Here is a 24,152-nt window from a genome sequence, read left to right on the forward strand (position 1 = left end):
TTATTTAAACCTTAAACTGGTCTATCTGACCTCCGATGCTGGTTATGGATTCCTGCATCTGCCTGGCTATTTCAGTGAGTGCGACTCCTGTTTCATTTATTTTTTTTGCACCTATGCTCATTTCACCCATGCTTGTCTGCATTATACCGGTGGCGTCCTGAAGATTTTTTACACCTTCCAGAATTGCTTTGTTGCCTTCTGACATCTCATGGCTTGCAGTGCGGACTTCCGTCGTACTGTCATTCATAAGGTGCAGTGCTTCACTTATCTGCATTGAGCCTTCATTCTGTTCCTGCATTGCGGCCTGAATCTGATGAACGAGCTGGTCTGTATTGGAAATATGATTTGTTACATCGATGAATGCCTGGTTAGACTGTTGTGATACATTTACCATTTCAGAAATTGCTGTCTGAATATTTGACAGTTCATCACCGATAGTTTTAGACTGCTGACTTGATGTTTCGGAAAGCTTTCTGATTTCGTCTGCTACTACAGAGAAGCCTTTGCCTGCATCTCCCGCATGAGCTGCTTCTATGGCAGCATTCATTGCAAGAAGATTTGTCTGTTCTGCAATAGCTGCGATAGCTGTGTTTGCTTCCTGAAGTGTTTGACTCATATTCATGACCTGGCCTATACGTTCGTTTACTTCGCTCTGGAGTTTGGAACCTGTTCCTGCACTTTCAGCTAAAGCTTCAAAGGATTCTGTCATTTTTTCTACAGATGAGTTTACGGATTTTATGTTTCCTATCATTTCTTCAACTGCGGCTGATGCCTGAGCTACTCCTGAACTCTGGGTTTCAATCATTTTTTCAAGAGAATCAATGTTTGAGGCTATTTCGTTTACTGCTCCTGCAGTGTCGTGTACGCTGTTGCCCTGATTTTCGATTTGAGTATGAACTGATTCAATGTTTGCAAGAATCTGCGTTATTGATGCACTTGTATCATTTGTACTGTCAGCAAGGGCAGTTCCTGCACTGCCTAAAGTTTCCTTTGATTTTTTTATCATTGAAATTATTGACTGAAGCTTTTCTGTAAATACATTGAATCCTTTTACTACATCTCCGATTTCATCTCTGCTTTTTGTATCTATGCGTTTAGTAAGGTCTGCATCACCTGAGGCAATGTCTTCAATCGATGCCTTGACAAGATTAAGCGGCTTTATGTAATAGTTGATCATGATTCCGCCTGCAATAAAGGCAATTACAAGAATTACGACAAGCACAACAGCCATTATTTCAAGCATTTCTGTCAGCCCGGCATAAAAATCTGAATACGGTGCACAGCAGAGGACAGACCAGTTTGTGTTTTCAATCGGAGCGTACGCGGCAACCATTTTTTCACCTGACATGTTATCGGTAAATACTCCGCCTCCTGAGTTTCCTGAGTACATATCCTTTACAAGTATGGAAATATCTCCTCTGGAATCTCTATCCATTATCTGTCCCTCTGTAACTTCATTCAGTTCATTGGAAGCAACGAATTTTCCTGTCGTACGGTCAATGACTTTTATTATTGAAGAGTTTCCGAACTTTACATTTGAAATCTCTCCGGAAAGGACATTTCCCTTTACGTTTGCAACAATGACGCCCATTATTGAATGACTGTCATCGTATACAGGTACTGAATAATGCTGAAGCAGGTCTCCGCTTACGGGGCTTATTGCAGGAGTATCAACATAATGCCTTCCCGATTTTGCCGATGTAAAGAATTCGCTGCTGCTCATGTTTATTTTCTGTCCTGCTGCAGAAAATGAATCTCCTTCATAAGTATAGAATGCAATATTTTCGTAGACAGAATTGATTTCCTTTATGGAAGAAAGTCTCCTGCATTTTTCTGATAGTTCCATGTCTTTATTTTTGGCAGTATCAGTTGCTGCAATTCCTTCCAGCAGACGGTAGTGATGTTCGTTTCCGGCTGTTATTTTACTTGCAACATTTTCTGTTGTGGAATTCATAAGGTGCTGGACAGTTTCACGGACTGTTGAAGTAGAAAGATTCCTTGCTACCAGCATCAGTGCCATGTTTGAAATCAATGCAATAAAAATAACAAGAAATGTGAGTTTGAATCTAAGGCTGTGTAGTTTCATTTTTTTTCTCCAATTTAACCGAAAGTTTTAACACTGAGGAAGCTAAAAACAAGTTTGTGAGAAGATTTTATTTGATATTATTGATAAAAAAATTACAGAAACTTAATCTTTTTTCAGTTTGGGTTTAATTTCATTTAAGATTTTTCAGATGTATTAAAGCAGTGACTGTATGAGTCTGACAATTTTTATTTTTATTCCTGCACCCCAGATGATTCCGCTCTGCAGGTAATTTTTATAATCTTCCGGAACTTTTGTTTTATCTTCTAAAAAAATATATTTATAGCCTCCGCGAATATCGAGGGCTACGTATTCATTTATCTGCCATTTCCATCCCATTTCTGGAAAAACAGATATAAAGTTTCTCTGCAGGTCTTTCTCGTTTTCATCAGTGCTGTATCCTATAAAATCCATGGCCCCTCCGATGACCAGGTAAAGTTTGTCCAGAGATTTGGAAAGAGGATAGTATTCTGCTCCCAGTCCGAAATTTACGGTCGGAATCATTTTTTCTTTTCGTATGAAGGTGCAGTGGGCAAAGTTAACTTTAAGTGCTGAATGAAATGCCAGATACTGTTCATACGTAAAGCCCAGCCCCCAGCCGTTGTTGGAAAGTCCAAGTATAGTTGCGGAAAAATCAAGGGAAAAGGCGCGGGTCTTTAAGTTTTCCTGTATGTTTTCAGTGAAAGCTGGTTCTTCTGAACTGTAGTTTTCCTGAGAAAAAACTGATGAAGGTATCTGCAGGAGAAGCAGCAGTATTATTATTTTTGATATTCTTGTTTTCATGTGGACGCCGGTATTTATCCTTTTTCTTAAAAAAATCACCCTGACAGTATACATGAAAATTTAATTTTAGATAATTTCTATTTTTTTTGAAATTGAAAAAATTGGTTTTATAATTTAATAAGCATCATTGGGCGAGGTTTTGTATGAAGCAGAAAAAACATCTTTCCCTTATTTGGGAACTTTTAATCGGTACAATTGGAACTTTATTTATAGTTTCGCTTTTTCTTTTTATTTCATTTACTTATGTAATGCGCACGATGATACGGTCTGTAACGATTAATTCAGTTGAACAGGCTATGAATGTGCTTGACGGTAAGATTTCTTCCATATTAGGGGAATATAATGATCTTGTAATAAATCTGGCTCGTGTGGTTCCTTCGCTTGAAAACAGGGATCAGATACGTAGTGTTGTAAAAAGTATGGGCCGCAATATGATGGATGAAACCTTACTGTATTATGCGACTTACGAGCAGATCTGGGATGGGGGAACTCTTATTTCCCATACTGGATGGGAGGCTCCCGGGGATTTTGACATGCAGTCCCGTCTGTGGCATAAGAATGCCGTTAACAACCGTAATAAAATTTGTTACACGGAACCTTTTACGGATGCTAATACCGGAAAAATTATCGTTACTGTAAGTTATAATGTTCTTGATGATTCAGGTAAGATCATTGGAGTTGCAGCTGCTGATATTGTTCTTGATGCACTGTCTCAGGCTGTAAAGAATATTAATCTTTCTGATAACAGCAGGATTTACATTGTTGCTTCTGACGGACGCTTTATTACAAATGATGATTTTTCACTGATAATGAATAAAAGTTATCTTGATACTCTGGATGAAAAAACAGTTTCTAAGGCTGAATACTTAAGTGGAAAAGAACGTACGTTTACGGAAGGTGACAGATTCTTTGGCGTTCGTCCTGTTTCCGGTACTGACTGGTACATCGTTACGGAAGGTCCTTCTTCTGATTTCAGCGGAGCTTATACCAGCCTTCTTATTTTTGTTATGATGATTCTTGCCGTGATTGTTGTTGTTTTAATCCTCATGGATGTCATTCTTTCCAATCGTGTTGCAAAACATTTCCGCGTAATTGTTGAAGGCTGTGAATATATTGCGAAGGGTGATTTTACAAAAATATATCCGGATTTCTTTACAAAAGAAGCTTCTTTGCTTGCAAAAGGATTCAATACGTTTTCAAAGAGCATAGGCTCTCTGGTAGGAACAATACGTGAGTCATCTGCTTCAATATCGCAGGTGTCTGAACAGCTTGCTTCCAATACTCAGGAAATAAATGATTCTGTCTCTACTACGGAAAATGCCATTGCAGGAATGAATGGTACGATTGAAAAGCAGGCTATGGCAATAACTTCTGTAAATGAAGCCGTAACCCAGGTTGTTCAGAAAACAAAGAATCTTGATTCTGAAATTGATAATCAGAATAAACTTATAATTTCATCATCTGAAAATATTGAAAGCATGATGAAGCAGTTTTTTGGAATTACAAAAACAGCTGAAAGCATGACTTCAAGAGTTGACAGTATTGTAAAATCTTCTGCTTCCAGTACGGATGCCCTTAAAAAATCTGTGGCACAGATTCAGGAAGTTCAGGCTGAATCAGGAGCCCTTCTTGAAATGAATACTGTAATTTCTTCCGTTGCCAGTCAGACGAACCTTCTTGCTATGAATGCTGCGATAGAAGCAGCGCATGCCGGAGAAAGCGGAAAAGGATTTGCTGTTGTAGCAGATGAAATTCGAAAACTTGCAGAGACAACTTCAAAGCAGGCTAAGAATTCAAGTGCTTCCCTGAGGTCAATTCAGGAAAAAATTGATGATATTTCATCTTCATCTCTTGATGTGGAAAAATCTTTTGAACTTACTATCGGTGAAATTCAGAATTTTGAAACTGCAATGACATCTCTTTCTCAGACAGTCAGCAGGGAAGGAAAAAGAGCTGAGGAGATTCTGGAATCCCTTACGGATATTAAGACGAGCTGTTCCAATGTAAAGGAAAGTGCCTCTGTAATTACAGAAGGTACTGCAAGGGTAGAAGAGAACTGCGTGAACCTTACATCAATGCAGTCAGAAGTTGATAATGGAATCCGTTCCTGTGATTCAGCTTCAAAAGTTCTGGAGGCTACCTCAAAGAATATCAGTGAGATTTCAGGGAAGGCTCAGCAGTCTGTAGGAAAACTTACTGATGCAGTCAGTGCTTTCAATGTGTAAACACATTGAGGTATAGATAGGGCTGTCCAAAAAGTATGAGTCATTGCCGTGCTCGACACCCTGTCATTGCCGCACTTGATGCGGCAATCTCATGCAGGGGGATTTTCGGGTCCAGCCCGAAAATGACACTTATAAAAAGTTGCTAACAGCCCGAAAATGACACTTTTTAAACTTATTGGTCATCCCCATAAATACCTTCGGGTATAAATTCTTTCTCATGTAAATTGTAAAAGCGTGCGTTTTTTACTATAATTTTCTATGTTGAAAATCAGTATTGACTTTCGTAGGAGATAAAAATGGCAGACACAATGCACGCTTTGGAAAAAAATCCAAACTGGAAAGGAAGAAGAGGTCCGGTCGTTCTTGTTATCATGGACGGTGTCGGATATGGAAAGTATGAAGATGGAGATGCAGTAAAGGCTTCCCGCATGGAATACCTTGACTGGCTGACGGCAAATTGCCCTCATACAAAGCTTAAGGCTCATGGAACTGCAGTAGGTCTTCCTTCTGATGATGATATGGGTAACTCTGAAGTAGGTCATAACGCAATGGGATGCGGACGCGTATTTGCTCAGGGTGCAAAACTTGTTGGAGAAAGCATTTCTTCTGGTTCCATGTTTAAGGATGCTACATGGCAGAAACTTGTAAAGAACGTAGCAGATAAAAATTCTACACTTCATTTTATCGGTCTTGTTTCTGACGGAAACGTTCATTCTCATATTGACCATCTTAAGGCAATGGTTGCTCAGGCTGCAAAAGACGGCATAAAGAAAGTTCGCGTTCATGCACTTCTTGACGGTCGTGACGTAGATCCTACTTCTGCACTTAATTACATTACTCCTCTTGAAGAGTACCTTGCTTCTTTCAAGGATTGTGATTACAGAATCGCATCAGGCGGCGGCCGTATGTATATGACTATGGACCGTTATAATGCTGACTGGTCTATGGTACAGCGCGGATGGTATGCACATGTTCTTGGTGAAGGACGTGCTTTTGAAAGTGCAACAAAAGCTATTGAAACATATCGTGCCGAAGTTCCTGGAATTCTTGATCAGGATATGCATGAATTTGTTATTGCAGAAAACGGAAAGCCTGTGGGAACAATCAATGACGGTGACAGCGTAATCTACTTTAACTTCCGCGGTGACCGTGCTCTTGAAATTACAAAGGCTTTTGAAACCCCTGCATCTGCAGATTTCCCGTACTTCGACAGGAAGAGAGTTCCTTCTGTTGAATATGCAGGAATGATGGAATATGACGGAGATGCTCATATTCCTTCTCAGTATCTTGTTAATCCTCCAAGCATTGACCGCACTATGGGAGAATATCTTACAAAAACTGGTGTAAGGCTTCTTGCAATTTCTGAAACACAGAAATACGGTCATGTTACATACTTCTTCAACGGAAACAAGCAGGGTAAGTTTGACGAGAAGCTGGAAGATTATATTGAAGTTCCTTCTGATGTCGTTCCTTTTGAGCAGCGTCCATGGATGAAGTGTGCTGAAATTACTGATAAAGTTATTGAAGCAATAAAGAGCGGAAAATATGACCACATCCGTCTTAACTTCCCGAACGGTGATATGGTAGGACATACAGGTGTATTTAATGCTGTTGTATGTTCAATGGAAGGAATGGACCTTCAGCTTGGAAGAATCCGTGATGCAATAAAAGAAGCCGGCGGTATTATGTGTGTAACTGCTGATCATGGAAACTCTGACGACATGTACGAACATGCAAAAGACGGTTCTGTAAAGAAAGATAAGGATGGAACTCCAAAAGCAAAAACATCACATTCCCTTAATCCTGTTCCAGGTATCATTTATGATCCTGAATATAAGGGTGAATATGATAATACTAAACTTAATGACGGGCTTGGTATCAGTTCATGGCCTGCAACAATCATGAACCTTATGGGTTATTTTGCACCTACAGACTATGACAAGTCTATGGTAAACCTTAAGTAGTTTTTCTGCATAAAAAAAAGAGTGCCGTATCTGAGAACTTTCTTTTTGAAGTTATGTCAGATACGGCATTTTTTTATTCAGGGGTTATAAGAAAATTTAAAACACCGCAGTCAAGTTTTTTGCAGGTGCCTGACTTGACTGGATGTATTATATGGCCTCTGTTACATGATAAGTTTTACTTCTGTTGTTTCTGTAAGCATTTCCTGAGGAATATAAGCTTCTTCCAGTTTTTTTCCGTTTACGTAGAATTCTGAGCAGCCGCTTTCTTTACCCTCTGGATTTTCTACAGTAATAAGAAGACGTTTATCGCGGAAGTTTTTTTCCATTGTAAAGCCTTTCCATTCTGATGGAATTGAAGGAGAGATTTTTAAGCCTGCTGCATCCGGCCTTAATCCGAGGATGCCTTCAACGCAGCCGACCATTACCGTTGAGGCGGTTCCTGTAAGCCAGTGAACGTGGGATCTGCCGAAGTGAGGACTTGCCTTTCCTTCAGTGAACTGTCCGTAACAGTAAGGTTCCATTTTTCTGATTTCAGCATTGTTATTCCATGCTGCAGGTGCATTTTCCATAAAGTACTGGAATGCCCTGTTGCCGTGGTTCAGGAGACTTTCTGCAAGAATGAGCCAGCCCTGGGACTGGGAGAAAATACCTGCGTTTTCTTTTGTACCTGCATTGTAGATTACTGCCAGTGCTCCCTCGAAGGCGTGTGAGTGATATGGAGGATCCATGAGCAGTGCACCATATTTTGTGTTGAGTATTCTGTTTACACTGTCCAGGGATTTTTCGCTCTGCTCTTCATCAGCAAAGCCGGAGATTACGGCCCAGCTTTGAGGATTAAGCCACATTGATGCTTCCGGGTCAGTTCGTTTTCCTATTGTTTCTCCTGCTTCCGTAAAGCCTCTTATGAATCTGTCTGTGTTCCAGCAGAGTTCATTCAATATTTTTTTGAGTTCTGCCTGTTTGTCATTGATGTACGAAATATATTCACTGTCTTTTTTATATTCTGCAAAACTGCGGATTACTGTCATTGCATAATAATACTGGAATGCTACGAAAGTTGATTCTCCGTTTTTACCGAGTCTGAGACAGTCGTTCCAGTCTGCATAAAGTCCTGCAGGAAGTCCGTGTGGTCCCAGACGCTGTGCGGAAAAGTTTACCGCCCGCTTAAGATGGTCGTAAACTGTTCCTGTGTCTGTATTTGCATAGGGAACTTTCTGGTCAAGGAATGCAAGATCACCAGTTTCAGCAATGTATTTGTATACGGTAGGGAAGAGCCACAGTGCATCATCTGCGCGGTATGCAGGATGTCCGGTTTCTTTTACATAGGAAGCATCGTCCGGCGTATCTTCGTGTCCCGGATTATGAGTGAATTTTACGAGTGGAAGTCCTCCGCCGTTATTAACCTGAGCTGAAAGCATGAAGACGATTTTTTCTTTTGCCATTTCAGGAGCAAGATGAATGATACCCTGAATGTCCTGTACTGTATCACGGTAGCCGTATCCGTTTCTGAGACCGCAGTAGATGAACGAGGCAGCTCTTGACCAGATGAAGGTCATGAAACAGTTGTAGGCATTCCAGGTGTTTATCATTGTGTTGAATTCTTTACTTGGAGTATTGACCTGAAGATTGCGGAATTTTGAGTGCCACCAGTTTTTAAGTTCATTAAGTTCAGTGTTGATTTTGTTTTCCGTATCAGAGTATGAGCTGATTATTCTGTCTGCTTCGTCTGAATACTTCATGCCTGTAATGAAGGCTATTGTTTTTGCTTCTCCAGGATTAAGAGAGATTTTTGCTGAGATTGCGCCGCAAGAGTTTTCATTGTATGAGGCGATGTTGTTAAGATTGCCGTTTTCTATTCCGGCAGGATTTTTATAGCTTCTGTACAGGCCGACAAATCTTTCTTTGTCACCGCACCAGGAATCTGCTTCTGCTCCTGCAATTCCGAAGAAACGTTCCGTAACAATTTTATTGTCTACAGGCTTTGATTTTTCTACATCGGACAGGTTTCCGTGAATCTGCTGCATGACTCTGTTTTTTTCAAAGAGGGTTCTTGAAATAAACAGGGAGTACTGAAGGTTTACCTGGTCCTGTTCGTAATTTGAATTGTTTGTAAACTCTGCAAAACCTGTAACGGTAAGTTCTCTTTTTTTACCTGAATCATTTGTAATTTTTAATGCCCATATTTCGTAAGCTGAATTCAGGGGAACATAGTAAGTTGCCGTACTTTTAATTCCTGCATAGTCTGCATTGAATATGGAATATCCTGTTCCGTGCCTGCATTCTGATTTATATTCATTAAGGTCTTTTCCTACCGGCTGCCATGAAGCACTCCAGTAATCTTTTGTTTCGTTATCCCTGATGTAAATATATCTTCCCGGCTGGTCATTGCCGTTGAATACATAACGTAACAGTCTTCCGTTTGCTCCGGATTTTGCAAAACTGTAACCGCCTGCATTATTTGAAATTATTGCACCATAGTCTGGTGAACCAAGGTAGTTTGCCCACGGCGCCGGTGTATCCGGTCTTGTAATTACATACTCCCTTTTTTCGTCATCAAAAAAACCGTATTTCATATGTTCCTCTTTTTCTTTTTGAATTATTTTAAGAGGAGTTTTATGTTTTTTCGTAACAGATTCTTATTAAAAATATCAGAAACTGGTTTTTTCTTTTATTGAAGGGAAGAAGGAGGGAGTTCTGCAGCACTTATATTTATGACTACAAGTTCAGGATTATTCATTATTCTCGGAACCCCCGGACTTTGATAGGATAATCCCCTGCTTACTATGAATACCTGGCTTTCTTTTTCGGAATGATTTTTTTTCATAAGCTGGTTTTCTGAATTAAAGTCGTATCTTCCCCCTGCGAATTTCGGGAATAGTCCCTGCATCGGAGCATACAGTCCGTTTATTCCGGGAAAACGCCACTGACCTCCATGGGCATGTCCAGAAAGAATGAGGTCAAATGAAAAGCTTCCGCTGAGGTATTCCCGGATGTATTCAGGTCTGTGGGCAAGTAATATCGTGCAGAAAACATTGTCATTCATCAGTTCTGCTGCCTGGGTACAGACATCGCTGATACGTGCCCTGTATTTTTCTTTGCTTTCAAATTTCTTTTCTCTGTGTTCAATGTCCAGATCTGCAAAGGGATCATCCAGTCCGGCAATTATGATTTCTACGTTTTTAATGGTTATTTTTTCTGCTTTATTTTTCAGCAGCTTTCCGCCATATTCTTCAATCATGTAATTGTATTCGTCATTGTGGTAGTTGTAGTATTCATGATTTCCGCTGACATAATAAACCGGGCATAGAGGAGTTATTCCTTCAAGAAGATACTTTACGTTCTGAACAGGTTTTATTCCCGGACGGTCAAAATCAAAAATGTCTCCTGTGAGTACGATAAGGTCAGGCTGTGCTGCTTTAACTTTTTCTATGAGCTTTGCTTCGTTTTTTCCAAAATCATTGCTGTGAAAATCAGAGATTTGAAGGATGCGGAGGGTTTCGCTTTTTGTATTTTTTTTCTGTATAATCTCGTAGTTTTGAGTACGTATGGAACGGCAGGAAGAAAAAAATGATAAACATAAAAGGATTTCAGCCAGTGCAAACAGAGTTTTTTTGTTCATGAAAGAATTATATATTTAAATTCTGTTTTATTGAATATTGCATAAAGGCGGAAGTGCTGTCTGCGGCGTTTATTCTGCTTTGAGGGGAATTCTTTTTTTGTATTTTTCCAGTTCTGTTTTAATTTCTTCAGCCGTATGGGAATTTCCACAGTTGATTCCGGGACAGTGCAGGGCTGTCTTGTTCCAGCTTTCTTTATCTTTTACAATGTCAGTCCAGAAGGGGAAGGTGCTGCATTGAACAGGTCTGGCGGTGTAGCATTCACAGCCTCCCTTTCCGCTGCATAAATCCTTTTTCCAGAAAATGCAGTCTCCATTCTGCAGAGTCTTAAGTATGAGCCATTTATTTCCGGAATCATCTTCTGCTGTACGGCAGTAAACTTTTTTAAACTGATCTTCCGTAAGATTTGACCAGGCGCAGAGATTTTCCAGGTCCTCTTTTGACAGTCTGACAACTCCGCCTTCAAAACGGCAGCACCAGGAACATTGCCTGCATGAAAATTTTATTTCTTCTTCAATCATTTTTTTAATTATAAAGCCCTGCTGCTGAAAAAATCAACGGCAGGGCTTTTTTTAGAATCAGTCTGATTTTTTATTTAATCAGAAGTTTTGCATAAGCTTCAAGAACCGGATCCATGTTCTTTGAGAGAACTGCTTTTGCCAGTGTCTTTCCAAGCTGTACGCCTTCCTGATCGAAACTGTTTACATTCCAGAGGAATCCCTGGAACATTACTTTATTTTCGTAGTGAGCAAGAAGGGCACCGAGACTTTCAGGAGTTACTGATTTTCCCCAGATTAATGAAGAAGGTCTTTCTCCTGCAAAGAATTTGTTAGGATCTTTATCGTCTTTTCCGCAGGCAAAGGCAACAATCTGTGCACTTACATTTGCAGCAAGTTTTGTCTGGCTTGTTGAACCCTGGATGGTAACGTCTTTACCTGTCTGATTGTTCTGGAATGCAATGAACTGAAGAGGAATGATGTTTGTTCCCTGATGGAGCAGCTGATAGAAAGAGTGCTGTCCGTTTGTTCCCGGTTCACCGAAAATAACAGGACCTGTTACATAAGTAATTTTCTTTCCGAAGCGGTTTACGCTTTTTCCGTTTGATTCCATGTCAAGCTGCTGAAGGTGTGCAGGGAATCTTGAAAGTGCCTGTGAGTATGGAAGTACGGCTGTTGAAGGAAGACCGAGTACGTTGCGTTCGTAAACACCGATGAGGGCATCCATAAGGGCAGGATTTTTTGTAACATCCTTTTCAAGTGCTGTCTTGTCTTCTTCTGCTGCACCTTTAAGGAATTTTGCAAATACATCAGGACCGAATGCAAGAGAAAGGATTGCTCCTCCTACTGCAGAGGTTGAAGAGTAGCGTCCGCCGATGAAGTCGTCCATAAAGAAACAGTCCATGTAGTCAGGATTGTTTACGAGAGGAGATGTTTCGCTGGTAACTGCAATCATGTGTTTTGAAACATCACACTTTGCTTTTTTAATTGCATCTTTTACGAAAGATTCGTTGGTAAGTGTTTCGAGAGTTGTTCCTGATTTAGAAACAAGAACGAAAATTGTTTTTGCAATATCAATTGAATCAAGAACTGCTGCTGCATCATCAGGATCAACGTTGGAAATGAATTTTGCTTCCATGAAATGAGTCTTGTTTGCTTTTGCCCAGTTTTCAAGGGCAAGGTACATTGCTCTCGGACCCAGGTCTGAACCGCCGATACCAATCTGGCATACGGTTGTATATTTTTCTCCTCTTTCATTGAGGATTTTTCCTGAATGAACTTTGTCTGCAAATTCTGCAATTCTTTTCTGAACATTAACGTAGAAATCACGTTTGTTTACGCCGTCAACTACAACGTCTTTTCCCAGCTGTCCGCGGGTAAGGTGATGGAGAACCATGCGTTTTTCTCCAGTGTTTACGACTTCACCGTTATAGAGTGCTGCAAATTTTTCAAGAAGCTGATCTTCTTTTACCAGTGATTTGAAAACTGAAATAATCTGTTTGTTGACCTGTTTTGCTGCATAATTGTAGGTAAGACCTGCACTCATTGGAATAGAAAATTCAGTAACGCGCTTTACGCCTGATGCTCCTTTAAGAGCTGAAGCAAGTGAAACTGAATTCTTAAGTGACTGAAGCTTTTTGTAGCTTTCAAGTTTGTTAAGGTTGTTCCAAGAAATTTCTGCCATGATAAACTTCCTTTGTTTTTATTTCATGAGGCTGCCAAAAGTGGAATGCCTCCTGTTTCATTTTGTTGTTATGACTATTCTTCGTCAATATCCGGAATTATTTTTTTTAGCGCCGTCATAAAGTCTTTTCCGGTAAGACCTTCCCTGAGACAGGCAAAGATACAGTTGTCTCCTGCAACTGTTCCAAGAATTTCATCCATATTCAATGCGTCAAGGGCATTTGATACAGAATCAGCATGACCGCCGAATGTTTTGATGACTACAATGTTGCCGCTGTAATCAATGCTTACGTAACCTCTTAAAAAGTCCTGTACGTAAATCTGTTCGTTTTCCCTGGAATCAGCTTCTTCCGGAAGAGTGTAAACATAGCCTGACTGTCCGTCACTTACTTTTCCGACTCGGAGAAGTTTCAGGTCTCTGGAAAGTGTTGCCTGTGTTACTTCATAACCTTCTTTCTGTAAAAGCTGAAGCAGCTCATCCTGACTTTCGATTCTGTTGTTTTTGATGAGTTTCCTGACTGCCTTGAGTCTGGTTGAACGCTCTTTCATTGTTTTCCCTTATGCAAAAATATACTTAATATTGTATAAATATACAGTTTTTTGCATTTCATTACAACAAGGGTTCTGATTCAGATGCTATTCCAGTTCAACATAAGTTTTTCCTGTTCCTCCTGCTTCCGGCAGTGCAAAAGAAAAGTTTTTTACGCCGGGATAATTTGAAAGCAGGTCGTGTACAGCCTGCTGGAGTATGCCGTTTCCTTTTCCGTGAATTATTGAAAAGTTTTTGAAACTGTAAATGGCGCACAGGTCCAGCTGTTTTTTCAGGGCACGGATTGCTTCCTCATATCTCATTCCCAGAAGCCTGAGTTCAAATTTAGGCGTTTCTTCTGCTGAACTTTCTTCTTTTTCCAGAACATAATCTGCTTTTGCAGTAAAAGTATTTTTTGAGACATTTGCAGGAATTATAAACTGCTCTTTTACGTTCATTTTCAGTGAACCGAACTGAACGCTCCAGGTATCAGAATTTATCTTCCGTATTAAAGTTCCCCGTCGTTTTTCACGGCCGGTAATAACTTCCGTTCCTTCCTCAAGCATTATTGTTTTATGTTCAGGAAGTTTTTTCTTTTTTTCCGGGACGTCGTATATATGGACGGCAGCATTTTTAAGTGCTTCTTTATTGGAGATTTTTTCTTTCGTTTTTTTGCTTGAGGAATGTGCACCTTTCAGTTTTGACAGGCGTATTCCGTTCTGTGAAATCTGTTCTTCTTCTTTTTCTGCCTGAACTTTTTCTGCAGCAAGGCGTTCATTCTGAAGCTGAATGTTTTTTTCCTGAACTGTTATTTCTTCGTTGAGTTCAGAAATAAAATCTTTTACGCCGAGAGTTTTTTCTCTGGTGATTTCTCCTTCCCTGAGTTCCCGTACGAGATTTTCAAGACGGCTTCGTGTCTGTTTTACAAAATCACTGTTCTGGGAACGCTCTCTTTTTTGAATGTCAATTTCCCTTTCAAGAAGATTGTTTTCCCGGTTGTGAAGCTTGTGGCTTTTAATGAGAAGTTCAGAATTCTTTTTGTTCTCTTCCCTGATAAGTTCATCAAGTTCTTCATGTTTTGCAGTCAGACCTTTTATAAGGCTTGAGACATCTGACTGCTGGGTTGAAATATAGTTTTTTGCCCTGTCGATTATGTGCCGGTCCAGTCCTGCATTCTGCGCAATGTCAATGGCGTGGCTTTCTCCGGGAACTCCCATAAGGAGCCTGTATGTAGGACGGAGACTGTCGGGATTAAATTCAACGCTGGCGTTGATGCAGCGGGGATTTGTATAGCCGTAATTTTTAAGTACACCGTGATGAGTTGTTGCTATTACAAAAGCATTCTTTTCTATAAGGGTGTCAAGTACAGCCATTGCAATTGCAGAACCTTCCTGTGGATCGGTGCCGCTTCCAAGTTCATCAAGAAGTACGAGAGAGTTTTCGTCTGCGTGTTCTGTCATCTCTGCCATTTTTTTCATATGGGCTGAGAAGGTACTTAGGGATTCATCGATGGACTGTTCATCACCTATGTCTGCAAAAACAGAATTAAAAAGAGGAAGCCGTGTTCCCTCTGCTGCCGGAAGTGGAAAGCCTGCCTGATTCAATAGAGAAAAAAGTGCAATGGTTTTTAAGGTAACTGTTTTTCCTCCGGTGTTGGGACCTGTTATGATGAGGACCCTTTTTCCTCCCATAAAGTTTATGTCTACGGGAACTGCTTTTTCTTTTAGAAGGGGGTGCCTTGCTCCTGCAATGCGCGGAGGTTCTTTTGTCATGTCACATTCTTCTGCAAAGATTCCGGAAGTTTTTATCAGCTGTTTTCCTGCTGCAAGGGTTGAATCCAGAAAAATCATTTTTTCAAAACACTGAACGAATTCATTTTTATACGGAGAGATTTTTGCAGTGAGTTCTTTAAATATGAGTCGCAGTTGAGTTTCAAGATTAAATTCTTCCTGAACCAGTGCGTTACCGGCCTGAACTGCTTCATCCGGTTCTATGTAGACGGTTTGTCCTGAGGCGCTTACTTCATGAATTATACCTTTTATCTGATTCCGGCAGTTTGCTTTTACGGCAATGAGTTCCCTTCCTGCCTTAAAGGCCGGGACTTGTGACTGAAGTGCCTGAGAAAAAACAGAGTCTGATGTATATTTTTTTATTGCAGCTTCAATTTCTTTTTTTAAAGCAGCGATTTTATTTTTTATTTCCCGGATTTGTGGAAGATCTTTTACAGTTCCGTCCTGATTAAGTATTCTGAAAATTTCATCCTCAGGATTTTTTAGTGAAGGCATTTCCTGTACGGTTTTTAAAAGTTCCGGAAGTTCAAATTCCAGTGAGGCAGAGGTTATTGAATCCGTGGCTTTTTTACAGGAAAGGGCAAACAGTCCCAGTGCATAAAGCTGGTCCTGAAGCAGCTGTGCACCTTCCGTATCAAGCTGACTGAATAAATCATTAATCTGAGGCCAGGGCATTATTGCTGCCGGACGGGTTGACGATAAATAGACGGCCCATTCCTTTCCTGCTTTTTTTAATTTTCTGATTGTCTTTAAGTCAGTACAGGGTTCTCTTTGAAGCAGCGCTTCCTGTGTTTCTTCACTGACTGCATTTAATGCAATTTCATCTCTGACACGATAGAAGTCAAGTTCCCGTGCAATCTGTCCGCTTAAGAAATTCTGTTCACTCATAGATTAATATTCCAGAAATTGAAGTAACTGATCCGGTCTGTCGATGATGGTTCCGGCGTTATGTTCCATGAGAAAATCCCTGCTCCTGAATCCCCAGCTTACGCTTATACATTTTATTCCGGCATTACCGGCTGTTTCTATGTCTACGTCTGAGTCACCTGCATAAATGCATTCGTCTTTTTTGAATCCCAGGTTTTTAATGACTTTAAGCAGACTGTCCGGTGCAGGTTTTCTTTTTACTCCTTCACATTCTCCGATGCAGAGTTCCGGATTCATAAAGTCTTTGAAAAATATTTTTGAGAGGGCTTTTACCTGTGCATCAGGTTTGTTGGAAACAATTGCCGTCAGAATGTTTTTCTTTTTAAGGTCTTCAAGCATTTGCAGTATTCCGTCATAAGGCTTAGTTTTTACGAGGGAGTGAGAAGCGTAATAAGCGCGCAGATCACTCAGTGTTTTTTCGTAAAGGGGATTTTCTTTTCCGTCAGGCAGAGCCCTCTGTGCAAGAAGTCCCAGTCCGTTTCCGACAAATAATCTTACTTCATCTATAGTTCGTTCCGGGTACCCGTTTTCTCTGAGTGCATGGTTTATGCTGGCGGCAAGATCTTCCAGTGTGTTGAGGAGAGTTCCGTCCAGATCAAAAATTACAGCTTTTGTTTTCATGATGTTCAGCCCGCCTTTTTTCTGAATGCCAGACAGAAAATGAATATTACTGTATTCACAAGAACAATGGTTGCTCCGCTGGCAGATTCAATGTAGTAGGAAAGGGAAAGTCCCGTAATGCCGCTGACTGTAGCCGCAAGAACTGACCAGCCCAGGTACTGCCGGGATGTCCTGCTTATCATTCTTGCTGAAGCTGCCGGAAGTACCAGCAGGCTGTTTATAACAAGAAGTCCGGTCCACCGTATGCTGAGGGTAACGATAACTGCGGTTACCAGGGCAAATATCTGTTCTATTATGAATGTTTTAATGCCACGGCTTTTTGCAAAGGTTGAGTGAAGCGATGTCAGAAGCATCTGGTTATAGAAAACGATCCATACTGCAATCAGTATTATTCCGGAAAACAGCAGCATGAGAATTTCAAATGGTTCTATGCTCAATATGTCTCCGGTCAGATATTTCTGATATTTTGCAAGACTTTTTCCCATGCTCAGAAGTACGATTCCCAGTGCAACAGAGGCAGAAGAAAAAACTCCGATGATTGTGTCAGCAGAAGCTTTTCCCTTTATTTTTACGGTTATGATGGCAAAGCCTAAAAGTATGGAAAAACCTATCATGGCAAAAGTAACGTCCCTCATTCCCAGAAGAACTCCCAGTGCAACTCCAGTCAGGGCAGAATGTCCGATTGCGTCACTGAAAAATGCCATTTTGTTGGAAACGACAAATGTTCCCAGCATGCCGAAAAGGGGACATGCAATGAGTATTGCAAGAAATGCATTTTTCATGAAAGTCATTTCAAGCCATTCAAAGGGAAGTAAAATATGAATCAAGCTGTATATGTTTTCCATGTTAGTTTTACCTTCAAGCTAGAAATTTATTTTTCCGAATACTTCCGTAAAATCTTTCTGTGAATATATTTCTGCTACGGTTCCCACGGAAGCTTTTGAATTATTTATGAATACGACTCTGTCTGCATGCTTTGCTACAAGATCAAGATCATGACTTATAAGGAGAATCGTTATGTCGTAGTTATGTCTTATGTCTGAAACTATTTCGTAGAAATTCCTGAGTCCCACCCGGTCTACGCCGCTGACAGGTTCATCGAGAAGAAGAATGTCCGGCAGCGGGTTTACAGCCAGAGAAAGCATTACTCTCTGAAGTTCTCCTCCTGACAGATCACAGACTCTTCTGTTTATAAGATTTCCTGCATTTGTAGAGTTCAGTATGTCTGAAACTTTTGCCCTGTCTTTTTTTAAATGGGGAAACCATACAGGCTTTCTTGAAATGCAGCTCAGCACAAGGTCTTCAACACTGACCGGATTACCTGCTTCCACTGCAAGCGACTGAGGAACGTATCCGAAGCGGGGCTTTTTCATTGTAAGTGTCTTACTGAAATGGGAAAGAGAATTTTTTGACAGCTGGGGATTGTCACTTTCAAAAATGATGTTGCCGCTGTGTGGAATAACATCCAGCAGGGATTTTATGAATGTAGTTTTTCCTGCTCCGTTTCTTCCGATTATTGCGGTAAGTTCTCCGCAGTGAAGGTGGAGGTTGAGGTCGTTGAGAATGGTTTCATTCCCGGCCTTTACAGTCAGGTGTTCGATTCTCGTGCAGCAGACATGCTGCTTTCCTAAAATACAAGACATGGCACTATAATAGTACAAAATGTAATTTTTTAGTAGCGGTATGTAAAAAATCCTGTCTGTGTCTGGTATTATTAAAATATAGTAATTTTGGGTATATCTTTAATACCAGTTTTTTTGTAATGTTCTTACGTAATTTTATGAGTTTCGGCTCATTTTTCAGGAGGTCTTTTTATGGATGACAGACTTTTAACGATTCAGGATATTTCCTGTGTAGGTCAATGTTCCCTTACCGTTGCACTTCCGGTTATTTCAGCCTGTGGCATTGAGACTGCAATTCTTCCCAGTTCGGTACTTTCAAATCATACGGCACCGGGATTTTCGGGATGGACTTTTACGGACTTAACACAGGACATGCCTGCAATACTTGACCGCTGGTTGAAGGAAAAAATTTCTTTTAACGCATTCTATACAGGTTACGTAAGTAAAGCTCAGATTCCTTATATTCTTGAGATTATAAGTAAAACCCGCCGTGACGGTTCACTGGTAATTGTTGATCCGGTAATGGCAGATAACGGAAAAATGTATGCGGGCTTTGGTGAAGATTTTCCTGAGGAAATGAAAAAGCTTGTAAAGAATTCAGATGTCATTCTTCCGAATATTACGGAAGCTTCATTTCTTCTTGGGGTTCCTTATAAAACTGAATATGACAGGACTTACATCGAGGATATGCTTAAGGGACTTTATGCACTGGGAACAAAAAATGTAGTTCTTACAGGGGTTTCTTTTGAAGCTGATAAACTGGGAATTGCGTGCTATGACGGAAAAAAGATTGAGTATTATTTTACGGAAAAACTTCCTGTAAGCGTGCATGGAACCGGAGATGCTTATTCTTCTGCTTTTGCCGGAGCACTCCTGCGGGGAAAGAGTCTTCTTGAAAGTGCCTCAATTGCAGCAGACTTTGTAGTTGAATCAATTAAGAAAACTCAGGGAGATCCTGATCACTGGTATGGCGTAAAATTTGAAAAGGCTCTTCCTTATCTTATTTCACGTCTTGATAAATAAGTTTTTATTGTTCAAATTCCGGGACATTTCTGAGAAGGTGACTATCAGGAATGTCCTTATCTCATAACATTTTATTTATTGTTACCTTTCTTTTCTTATGATAATTTTAAATCATGAATATCATCAAAAAACTTTTAAGCGGACTTGAACGAAAGTATATTGTTTGCTCCTGCCTTGCACCTTTGACGATGATAGGCGAGGTCCTTATGGAAACTGCCATTCCGTTAATGATGGCAAAAATCATTGATGTGGGAATTGCGCAGCGGAATATTTCTTATGTACTGGAAACCGGTCTTCTTATGGTTGCCATGTCGGTTGTCTCTCTTGGCTTTGGTGCTCTGGGAGCCAGGTTTGGTGCAGTGTCAGCTCTGGGGTTTTCCAGGAATTTACGGCGCAGGCTTTTTTCTAAAATCCAGACTTTTTCTTTTTCAAACATAGACAGGTTTTCAACTTCTTCCCTCATAACGAGGCTTACTACTGATGTAAATAATCTTCAGAATACATATCAGATGCTTGTAAGAATATGTTTCCGTGCACCGTTCATGCTTATAAGCGGAATCATTCTGTCCTGTTTTATCAGCGTACGGCTTTCTGGAATTTTTTTATTTTCTGTACCTGTGCTTGCAGTTTCTCTTGTTCTGATTGCAGTATGTGCCTATCCCCGTTTTAAGAAAATGCTTGAATGCTATGACAGCCTTAATCTTACTGTTCAGGAAAACCTTACGGCGATACGTGTTGTAAAAAGTTTTGTGCGCCGGGATTATGAAAATATTAAGTTTGATTCTGCTGCGGAAAATGTACGTTCTTCTCAGATAAAAGCAGAAAGAATCGTAATCCTTAATGCTCCCATAATGCAGCTTGTTGTTTATTCCTGCATGATTGCAGCATTGTGGTTTGGCGGTAATATGATCGTAACCGGTCACTTAAAGACAGGACAGCTTGTAAGTTTTCTGACATACATCGGGCAGATTTTGATGAGCCTCATGATGCTGTCAATGATTTTTATAACAATGGTTCTTTCCAGGGCCAGCGTTCAGAGGATTATAGAAATTCTTGATGAAGAACCTGATATTAAGAATCCTGTGGATACAGCAAAAACATATCATAAAGTATGCTGCGGAACTGTAGATTTTAAGAATGTCAGTTTCAGTTATTCAAAGGATCTGTCAAAGGCTGTGCTTAATGATATTAACCTTCACATAGAAAGCGGACAGATGGTTGGAATTATAGGAGGAACCGGCTCTTCAAAGACGACACTGGTTTCTCTTATTTCCCGTCTGTATGATGCTTCCCGGGGAACTGTAAGCGTAGGTGGAATTGACGTCCGTAAGTATGACTTGAAAACTCTCCGGGACAGTGTTGCTGTCGTGCTTCAGAAGAATGTTCTTTTCAGCGGAACCATAAGGGAAAATCTGTGCTGGGGTAATGAAAATGCAGGTGACGAAGAAATCCGCCGGGCTTGTATTGCATCTGATGCAGATGAGTTTATAAGTTCCCTTCCTGATTCATATGATACGGAACTGGGGCAGGGGGGAGTCAATCTTTCTGGAGGACAGAAACAGAGGCTTTGCATTGCGAGAGCTCTTCTGAAGAAACCTGCAGTTCTTATTCTTGATGACAGTACTTCTGCTGTTGATACAGCCACTGATGCCAGAATACGGAGTGCTTTAAGAAAAACTCTTCCTGATACGACAAAGATTATAATTGCACAGCGGATCACGTCTGTTCAGGATGCAGACTTCATTATTGTAATGGACAACGGCCGCATAGACGGAACTGGAACTCACGGGCAGCTGCTTGCAGAAAATAAAATTTACCGTGAAGTTTATGAATCACAGCAGTCACAGAATTAAATACAGGAGAAAAATATGCCGCCGGTAAAAATGCGTGGTACAGGAAAACCTGAAAATACTTCAGGTACAGTCAGACGACTTTTTAAATACGCTTCTGACAGTAAGTTTCTTTTTATAATTGTTTTAATTTCCGTAATCTTCAGTGCAGGTGCTCAGGTAGCAGGAGATTCACTTTTAAAGCCTGCCGTAAATAACTATATCATTCCTCTTTATGAAAAGTTTTCTTCAGGGCAGAGTCTTTGTTTTAAGGATTTTATTCCGTTTATAAAACTCATAATGATAATGTGCAGCATTTTTGCAGCAGGAGTTTTAGGAACCTGGGTTAATGCCCGGATTATGATTCATATTGCCACAAAACTTCTCTTTAAGATAAGGACGGAACTTTTTCATAAAATGGAAACCCTTCCGCTGAAGTTTTATGATTTTACAGCTCATGGCAACATCATGTCCCTTTATACGAATGATATTGATACCTTGAGGGATATGCTCAGTCAGACAGTTCCCCAGCTTTTTTCAGGACTTCTTTCGGTGTCAGGGGTTTTTATAATGATGCTTACGGTAAGTCCCCTTCTGACTTTTATAATGGTTGTTACGGTTTTCTGCATGCTCATGATTGCAGGTGAAGTTGGAAAACGCAGTGCAAAAAGTTTCAGGCAGCAGCAGGAAAATATTGGAAAGCTTAACGGCTTTATAGAAGAAATGATAGAAGGACAGCGAGTCATAAAAGTATTTAACAGGGAAGGACATGCTGAAGCGGATTTTGCAAAACTTAATGATGCCCTGTGTGAAGCCGGAACGAGAGCCAATACTTACGGAAATCTTTTCGGTCCTGTTATGGGAAATCTCAGTCATGTTCAGTATGCGGTTATTGCCATTACCGGTGCTTTTTTAGTGATAAAGGGAAAAATGGATCTGGGAAGCATTGCCGCTTTCCTTCAGTACACCAGAAGTTTTTCCAGACCGGTGTCCATGATGAGCCAGCAGTTTAACAGTATCCTTAATGCACTTGCCGGAGCGGAACGTATTTTTAAGGTAATAGATGAACCGGGTGAAAGGGATGATGGAACTGTAACTCTTGTAAATGCAGTTGAAACTTCACCTGCTGCAGATGCAGAAGGAAAATCTAAACTTGTGGAAAGTTTTGCCTTTACCGGTGAATGGGCATGGAAAAGTGATTCTCTTATACAGCTTAAGGGGGACGTGGAATTTAAGGACGTAAGTTTCAGTTATGTTCCTGAAAAGGAAATCCTTCACGGAATAAACATTCATGCCAGACCGGGACAGAAAATTGCACTTGTAGGATCAACCGGTTCTGGAAAAACTACGGTAACCAATCTTCTTACCCGTTTCTATGATATTGATGATGCAAAAGGTATGATTACTTATGACGGCATTCCATTGAAGCAGATTTCTAAAGATGCGCTGAGAAGTTCTCTTGGAATGGTTCTGCAGGACACACATCTTTTTACCGGTACGATTCGTGATAATATTCGTTATGGTAATCTTGAAGCTTCGGAAAAACAAATTATAGATGCTGCAAAACTTGCAAATGCCCATGAGTTTATCATTCATCTTGAAAAAGGTTATGATACAGTTATAAGCGGTGACGGCGGAAACTTAAGTCAGGGACAGAGACAGCTTCTTTCAATAGCACGGGCTGCAGTGGCAGATCCTCCTGTTCTTATTCTTGATGAGGCAACTTCTTCCATCGATACAAGGACGGAACATCTTATTGAAATAGGAATGGACAGGCTTATGGAAGGCCGTACTGTTTTTGTAATAGCCCATCGTCTTTCTACAGTCCGCAATGCAGATGAAATAATTGTTCTTGAACATGGTACGGTTGTTGAACGGGGAAATCATCAGGAACTTATGCAGATGCAGGGCAGGTATTATAATCTTTATACAGGAAAGTTTGAGCTGGACTGATGTTATGCTGAGGAGAAAAAATGGCTGAAAATTTTTTAGACAGAAATTTCTTTAATTTGAATGACGGCTCTATTGAAAAAATCTATCTGAAAGACAGTTTGTATTCAGAAGATGTAAAGCAGGTTATTGCAGTTCTTAAAAATTTTGACAGGATGACTCTTGCAGAAACAAAAGAATGTTTCATGCAGCTTTTGGGAAAATACAGGAACTCTTTTTGCATCAGGCATATTCGTAAGGGTGAGGAATTTTTCAGGGCCCGGCTCGGTTGTAATAAAGAAAAGGGAAGTATCGGAAAAAAATCCATTGATGTTCTCGTACCTTTTTTTGGAGAACAGATGCAGATTCCTCCCACCAGTTCTGCAGGAAAGGGAAGGTTTAACAGGGACGGCGTTTCTTTTTTATATCTTTCTTCAAATGAAGAAACCTGTATCAGTGAACTTAAACTTGACGTAGGACAGGTCTGCAGTGTATGCCGGTTTATCAATAATAAAAAGAATGAATACCTTGATCTTACTCAGCCGGGTGAAAATCCTTTTATTGAATTGATAAAAAGAATACTCCTTACTCCGGTTTATCCTGAAAATAAAAACTATTATCTTTTTACGGAGTCCCTTTCTTCCGTAATCAGGCGCCTTGGTTTCAGGGGAATACTCTATCCCAGCACGCAGTCTACGGATGAAAATAATTACAATATCGTATGCTTTTATCCTTCTGATTTTTCTTTTGTTGAATTTTCGGACAGGCTTTTTAAGGTTCATTCGGTTAAGTATACGGTTGAATCAATTCCTGAAAGTTATAAAAACTATGACGGATATGAAAGTCTTCTTAGTTCTGAAAGTGACAGAGAAAAATCCCGTAAGCAGATGATATTTGATTACATAAAAAAGAAGATACGTTTTGAAAAGCGATTGAAAAAAAACTGAAAAGCTTGTAGTATTGTAGAAAATTTTAGAAAATCATGACAGTCTGTTCCCGTTAGTTTTTTTGGGTCATTTACATACGGTTT

Annotated in this window: 17 protein-coding genes; 6 read left to right on the forward strand and 11 right to left on the reverse strand. The window is 40.2% G+C overall.

What is annotated here, in order from left to right; translation table 11 throughout:
• Positions 1 to 4: 4 nt before the first annotated feature.
• Both HNP77_RS09065 and HNP77_RS09070 read right to left on the reverse strand, forming a co-directional pair.
• Positions 5 to 2,086 (reverse strand): methyl-accepting chemotaxis protein, encoded by a 2,082-nt coding sequence (locus HNP77_RS09065; RefSeq protein WP_184652872.1) that lies wholly within the window; start codon positions 2,084 to 2,086, stop codon positions 5 to 7.
• A gap of 153 nt (positions 2,087 to 2,239) precedes the next feature.
• The gene (locus tag HNP77_RS09070) at positions 2,240 to 2,866 is read right to left on the reverse strand and encodes a hypothetical protein (protein WP_184652873.1); all 627 of its coding nucleotides are present in this window, start codon (positions 2,864 to 2,866) and stop codon (positions 2,240 to 2,242) included.
• Positions 2,867 to 3,009: 143 nt separating this feature from the next.
• Here HNP77_RS09070 and HNP77_RS09075 point away from each other — a divergent pair, with 143 nt between their 5' ends.
• The gene (locus HNP77_RS09075; protein ID WP_184652874.1) at positions 3,010 to 5,091 is read left to right on the forward strand and encodes a methyl-accepting chemotaxis protein; all 2,082 of its coding nucleotides are present in this window, start codon (positions 3,010 to 3,012) and stop codon (positions 5,089 to 5,091) included.
• Between the two features lie 296 nt (positions 5,092 to 5,387).
• The gene (gene gpmI / locus HNP77_RS09080) at positions 5,388 to 7,055 is read left to right on the forward strand and encodes a 2,3-bisphosphoglycerate-independent phosphoglycerate mutase (RefSeq protein ID WP_184652875.1); all 1,668 of its coding nucleotides are present in this window, start codon (positions 5,388 to 5,390) and stop codon (positions 7,053 to 7,055) included.
• Positions 7,056 to 7,216: 161 nt separating this feature from the next.
• On the opposite strand, the gene HNP77_RS09085 is transcribed toward gpmI, so the two are convergent.
• From HNP77_RS09085 to HNP77_RS09125, 9 genes are all read right to left on the reverse strand, one after another.
• The gene (locus tag HNP77_RS09085; protein ID WP_184652876.1) at positions 7,217 to 9,628 is read right to left on the reverse strand and encodes a glycoside hydrolase family 94 protein; all 2,412 of its coding nucleotides are present in this window, start codon (positions 9,626 to 9,628) and stop codon (positions 7,217 to 7,219) included.
• Between the two features lie 95 nt (positions 9,629 to 9,723).
• Positions 9,724 to 10,674 carry a metallophosphoesterase gene (locus tag HNP77_RS09090; RefSeq protein ID WP_184652877.1) on the reverse strand — a complete coding sequence of 317 codons (951 nt, stop codon included), beginning with the start codon at positions 10,672 to 10,674 and terminating at the stop codon, positions 9,724 to 9,726.
• Positions 10,675 to 10,743: 69 nt separating this feature from the next.
• Positions 10,744 to 11,193, reverse strand: a complete 450-nt coding sequence (locus tag HNP77_RS09095; protein WP_184652878.1) for a YkgJ family cysteine cluster protein — start codon at positions 11,191 to 11,193, stop codon at positions 10,744 to 10,746.
• A 70-nt stretch (positions 11,194 to 11,263) separates the two neighbouring features.
• Positions 11,264 to 12,853: a glucose-6-phosphate isomerase gene (locus HNP77_RS09100; RefSeq protein WP_184652879.1), complete on the reverse strand. Its 1,590-nt coding sequence runs from the start codon at positions 12,851 to 12,853 to the stop codon at positions 11,264 to 11,266.
• A 74-nt stretch (positions 12,854 to 12,927) separates the two neighbouring features.
• Positions 12,928 to 13,401 (reverse strand): arginine repressor, encoded by a 474-nt coding sequence (gene argR, locus HNP77_RS09105; RefSeq protein WP_184652880.1) that lies wholly within the window; start codon positions 13,399 to 13,401, stop codon positions 12,928 to 12,930.
• 87 nt (positions 13,402 to 13,488) lie between these two features.
• Entirely contained in the window at positions 13,489 to 16,059 is a 2,571-nt protein-coding gene (locus HNP77_RS09110) for an endonuclease MutS2 (protein ID WP_184652881.1), read from the reverse strand.
• 3 nt (positions 16,060 to 16,062) lie between these two features.
• Positions 16,063 to 16,719 carry an HAD family hydrolase gene (locus tag HNP77_RS09115; RefSeq protein ID WP_184652882.1) on the reverse strand — a complete coding sequence of 219 codons (657 nt, stop codon included), beginning with the start codon at positions 16,717 to 16,719 and terminating at the stop codon, positions 16,063 to 16,065.
• A gap of 5 nt (positions 16,720 to 16,724) precedes the next feature.
• Positions 16,725 to 17,564 carry a metal ABC transporter permease gene (locus tag HNP77_RS09120; RefSeq protein ID WP_184652883.1) on the reverse strand — a complete coding sequence of 280 codons (840 nt, stop codon included), beginning with the start codon at positions 17,562 to 17,564 and terminating at the stop codon, positions 16,725 to 16,727.
• A gap of 18 nt (positions 17,565 to 17,582) precedes the next feature.
• On the reverse strand, positions 17,583 to 18,362 hold the full coding sequence (locus HNP77_RS09125; RefSeq protein ID WP_184652884.1) for a metal ABC transporter ATP-binding protein: 780 nt from the start codon (positions 18,360 to 18,362) through the stop codon (positions 17,583 to 17,585).
• A 171-nt stretch (positions 18,363 to 18,533) separates the two neighbouring features.
• On the opposite strand from HNP77_RS09125, the gene HNP77_RS09130 reads away from it, so the two are divergent.
• The 4 genes from HNP77_RS09130 to HNP77_RS09145 all read left to right on the forward strand — a co-directional run bounded on the left by HNP77_RS09130 (position 18,534) and on the right by HNP77_RS09145 (position 24,069).
• Complete coding sequence (locus HNP77_RS09130; RefSeq protein ID WP_184652885.1) at positions 18,534 to 19,364, forward strand: pyridoxamine kinase; 831 nt, start codon at positions 18,534 to 18,536, stop codon at positions 19,362 to 19,364.
• 113 nt (positions 19,365 to 19,477) lie between these two features.
• A complete protein-coding gene (locus HNP77_RS09135) occupies positions 19,478 to 21,217 on the forward strand; it encodes an ABC transporter ATP-binding protein (RefSeq protein WP_184652886.1) in 1,740 nt (579 codons plus the stop codon).
• Between the two features lie 15 nt (positions 21,218 to 21,232).
• Positions 21,233 to 23,146: an ABC transporter ATP-binding protein gene (locus tag HNP77_RS09140; protein ID WP_184652887.1), complete on the forward strand. Its 1,914-nt coding sequence runs from the start codon at positions 21,233 to 21,235 to the stop codon at positions 23,144 to 23,146.
• Positions 23,147 to 23,166: 20 nt separating this feature from the next.
• Positions 23,167 to 24,069, forward strand: coding sequence for an RES family NAD+ phosphorylase (locus tag HNP77_RS09145; protein ID WP_184652888.1), 903 nt, complete (start codon positions 23,167 to 23,169; stop codon positions 24,067 to 24,069).
• The last annotated feature ends 83 nt before the right edge of the window (positions 24,070 to 24,152 follow it).

Origin of the sequence: Treponema rectale (assembly GCF_014202035.1) — a bacterium.
Classification (GTDB): Bacteria; Spirochaetota; Spirochaetia; order Treponematales; family Treponemataceae; genus Treponema_D; species Treponema_D rectale.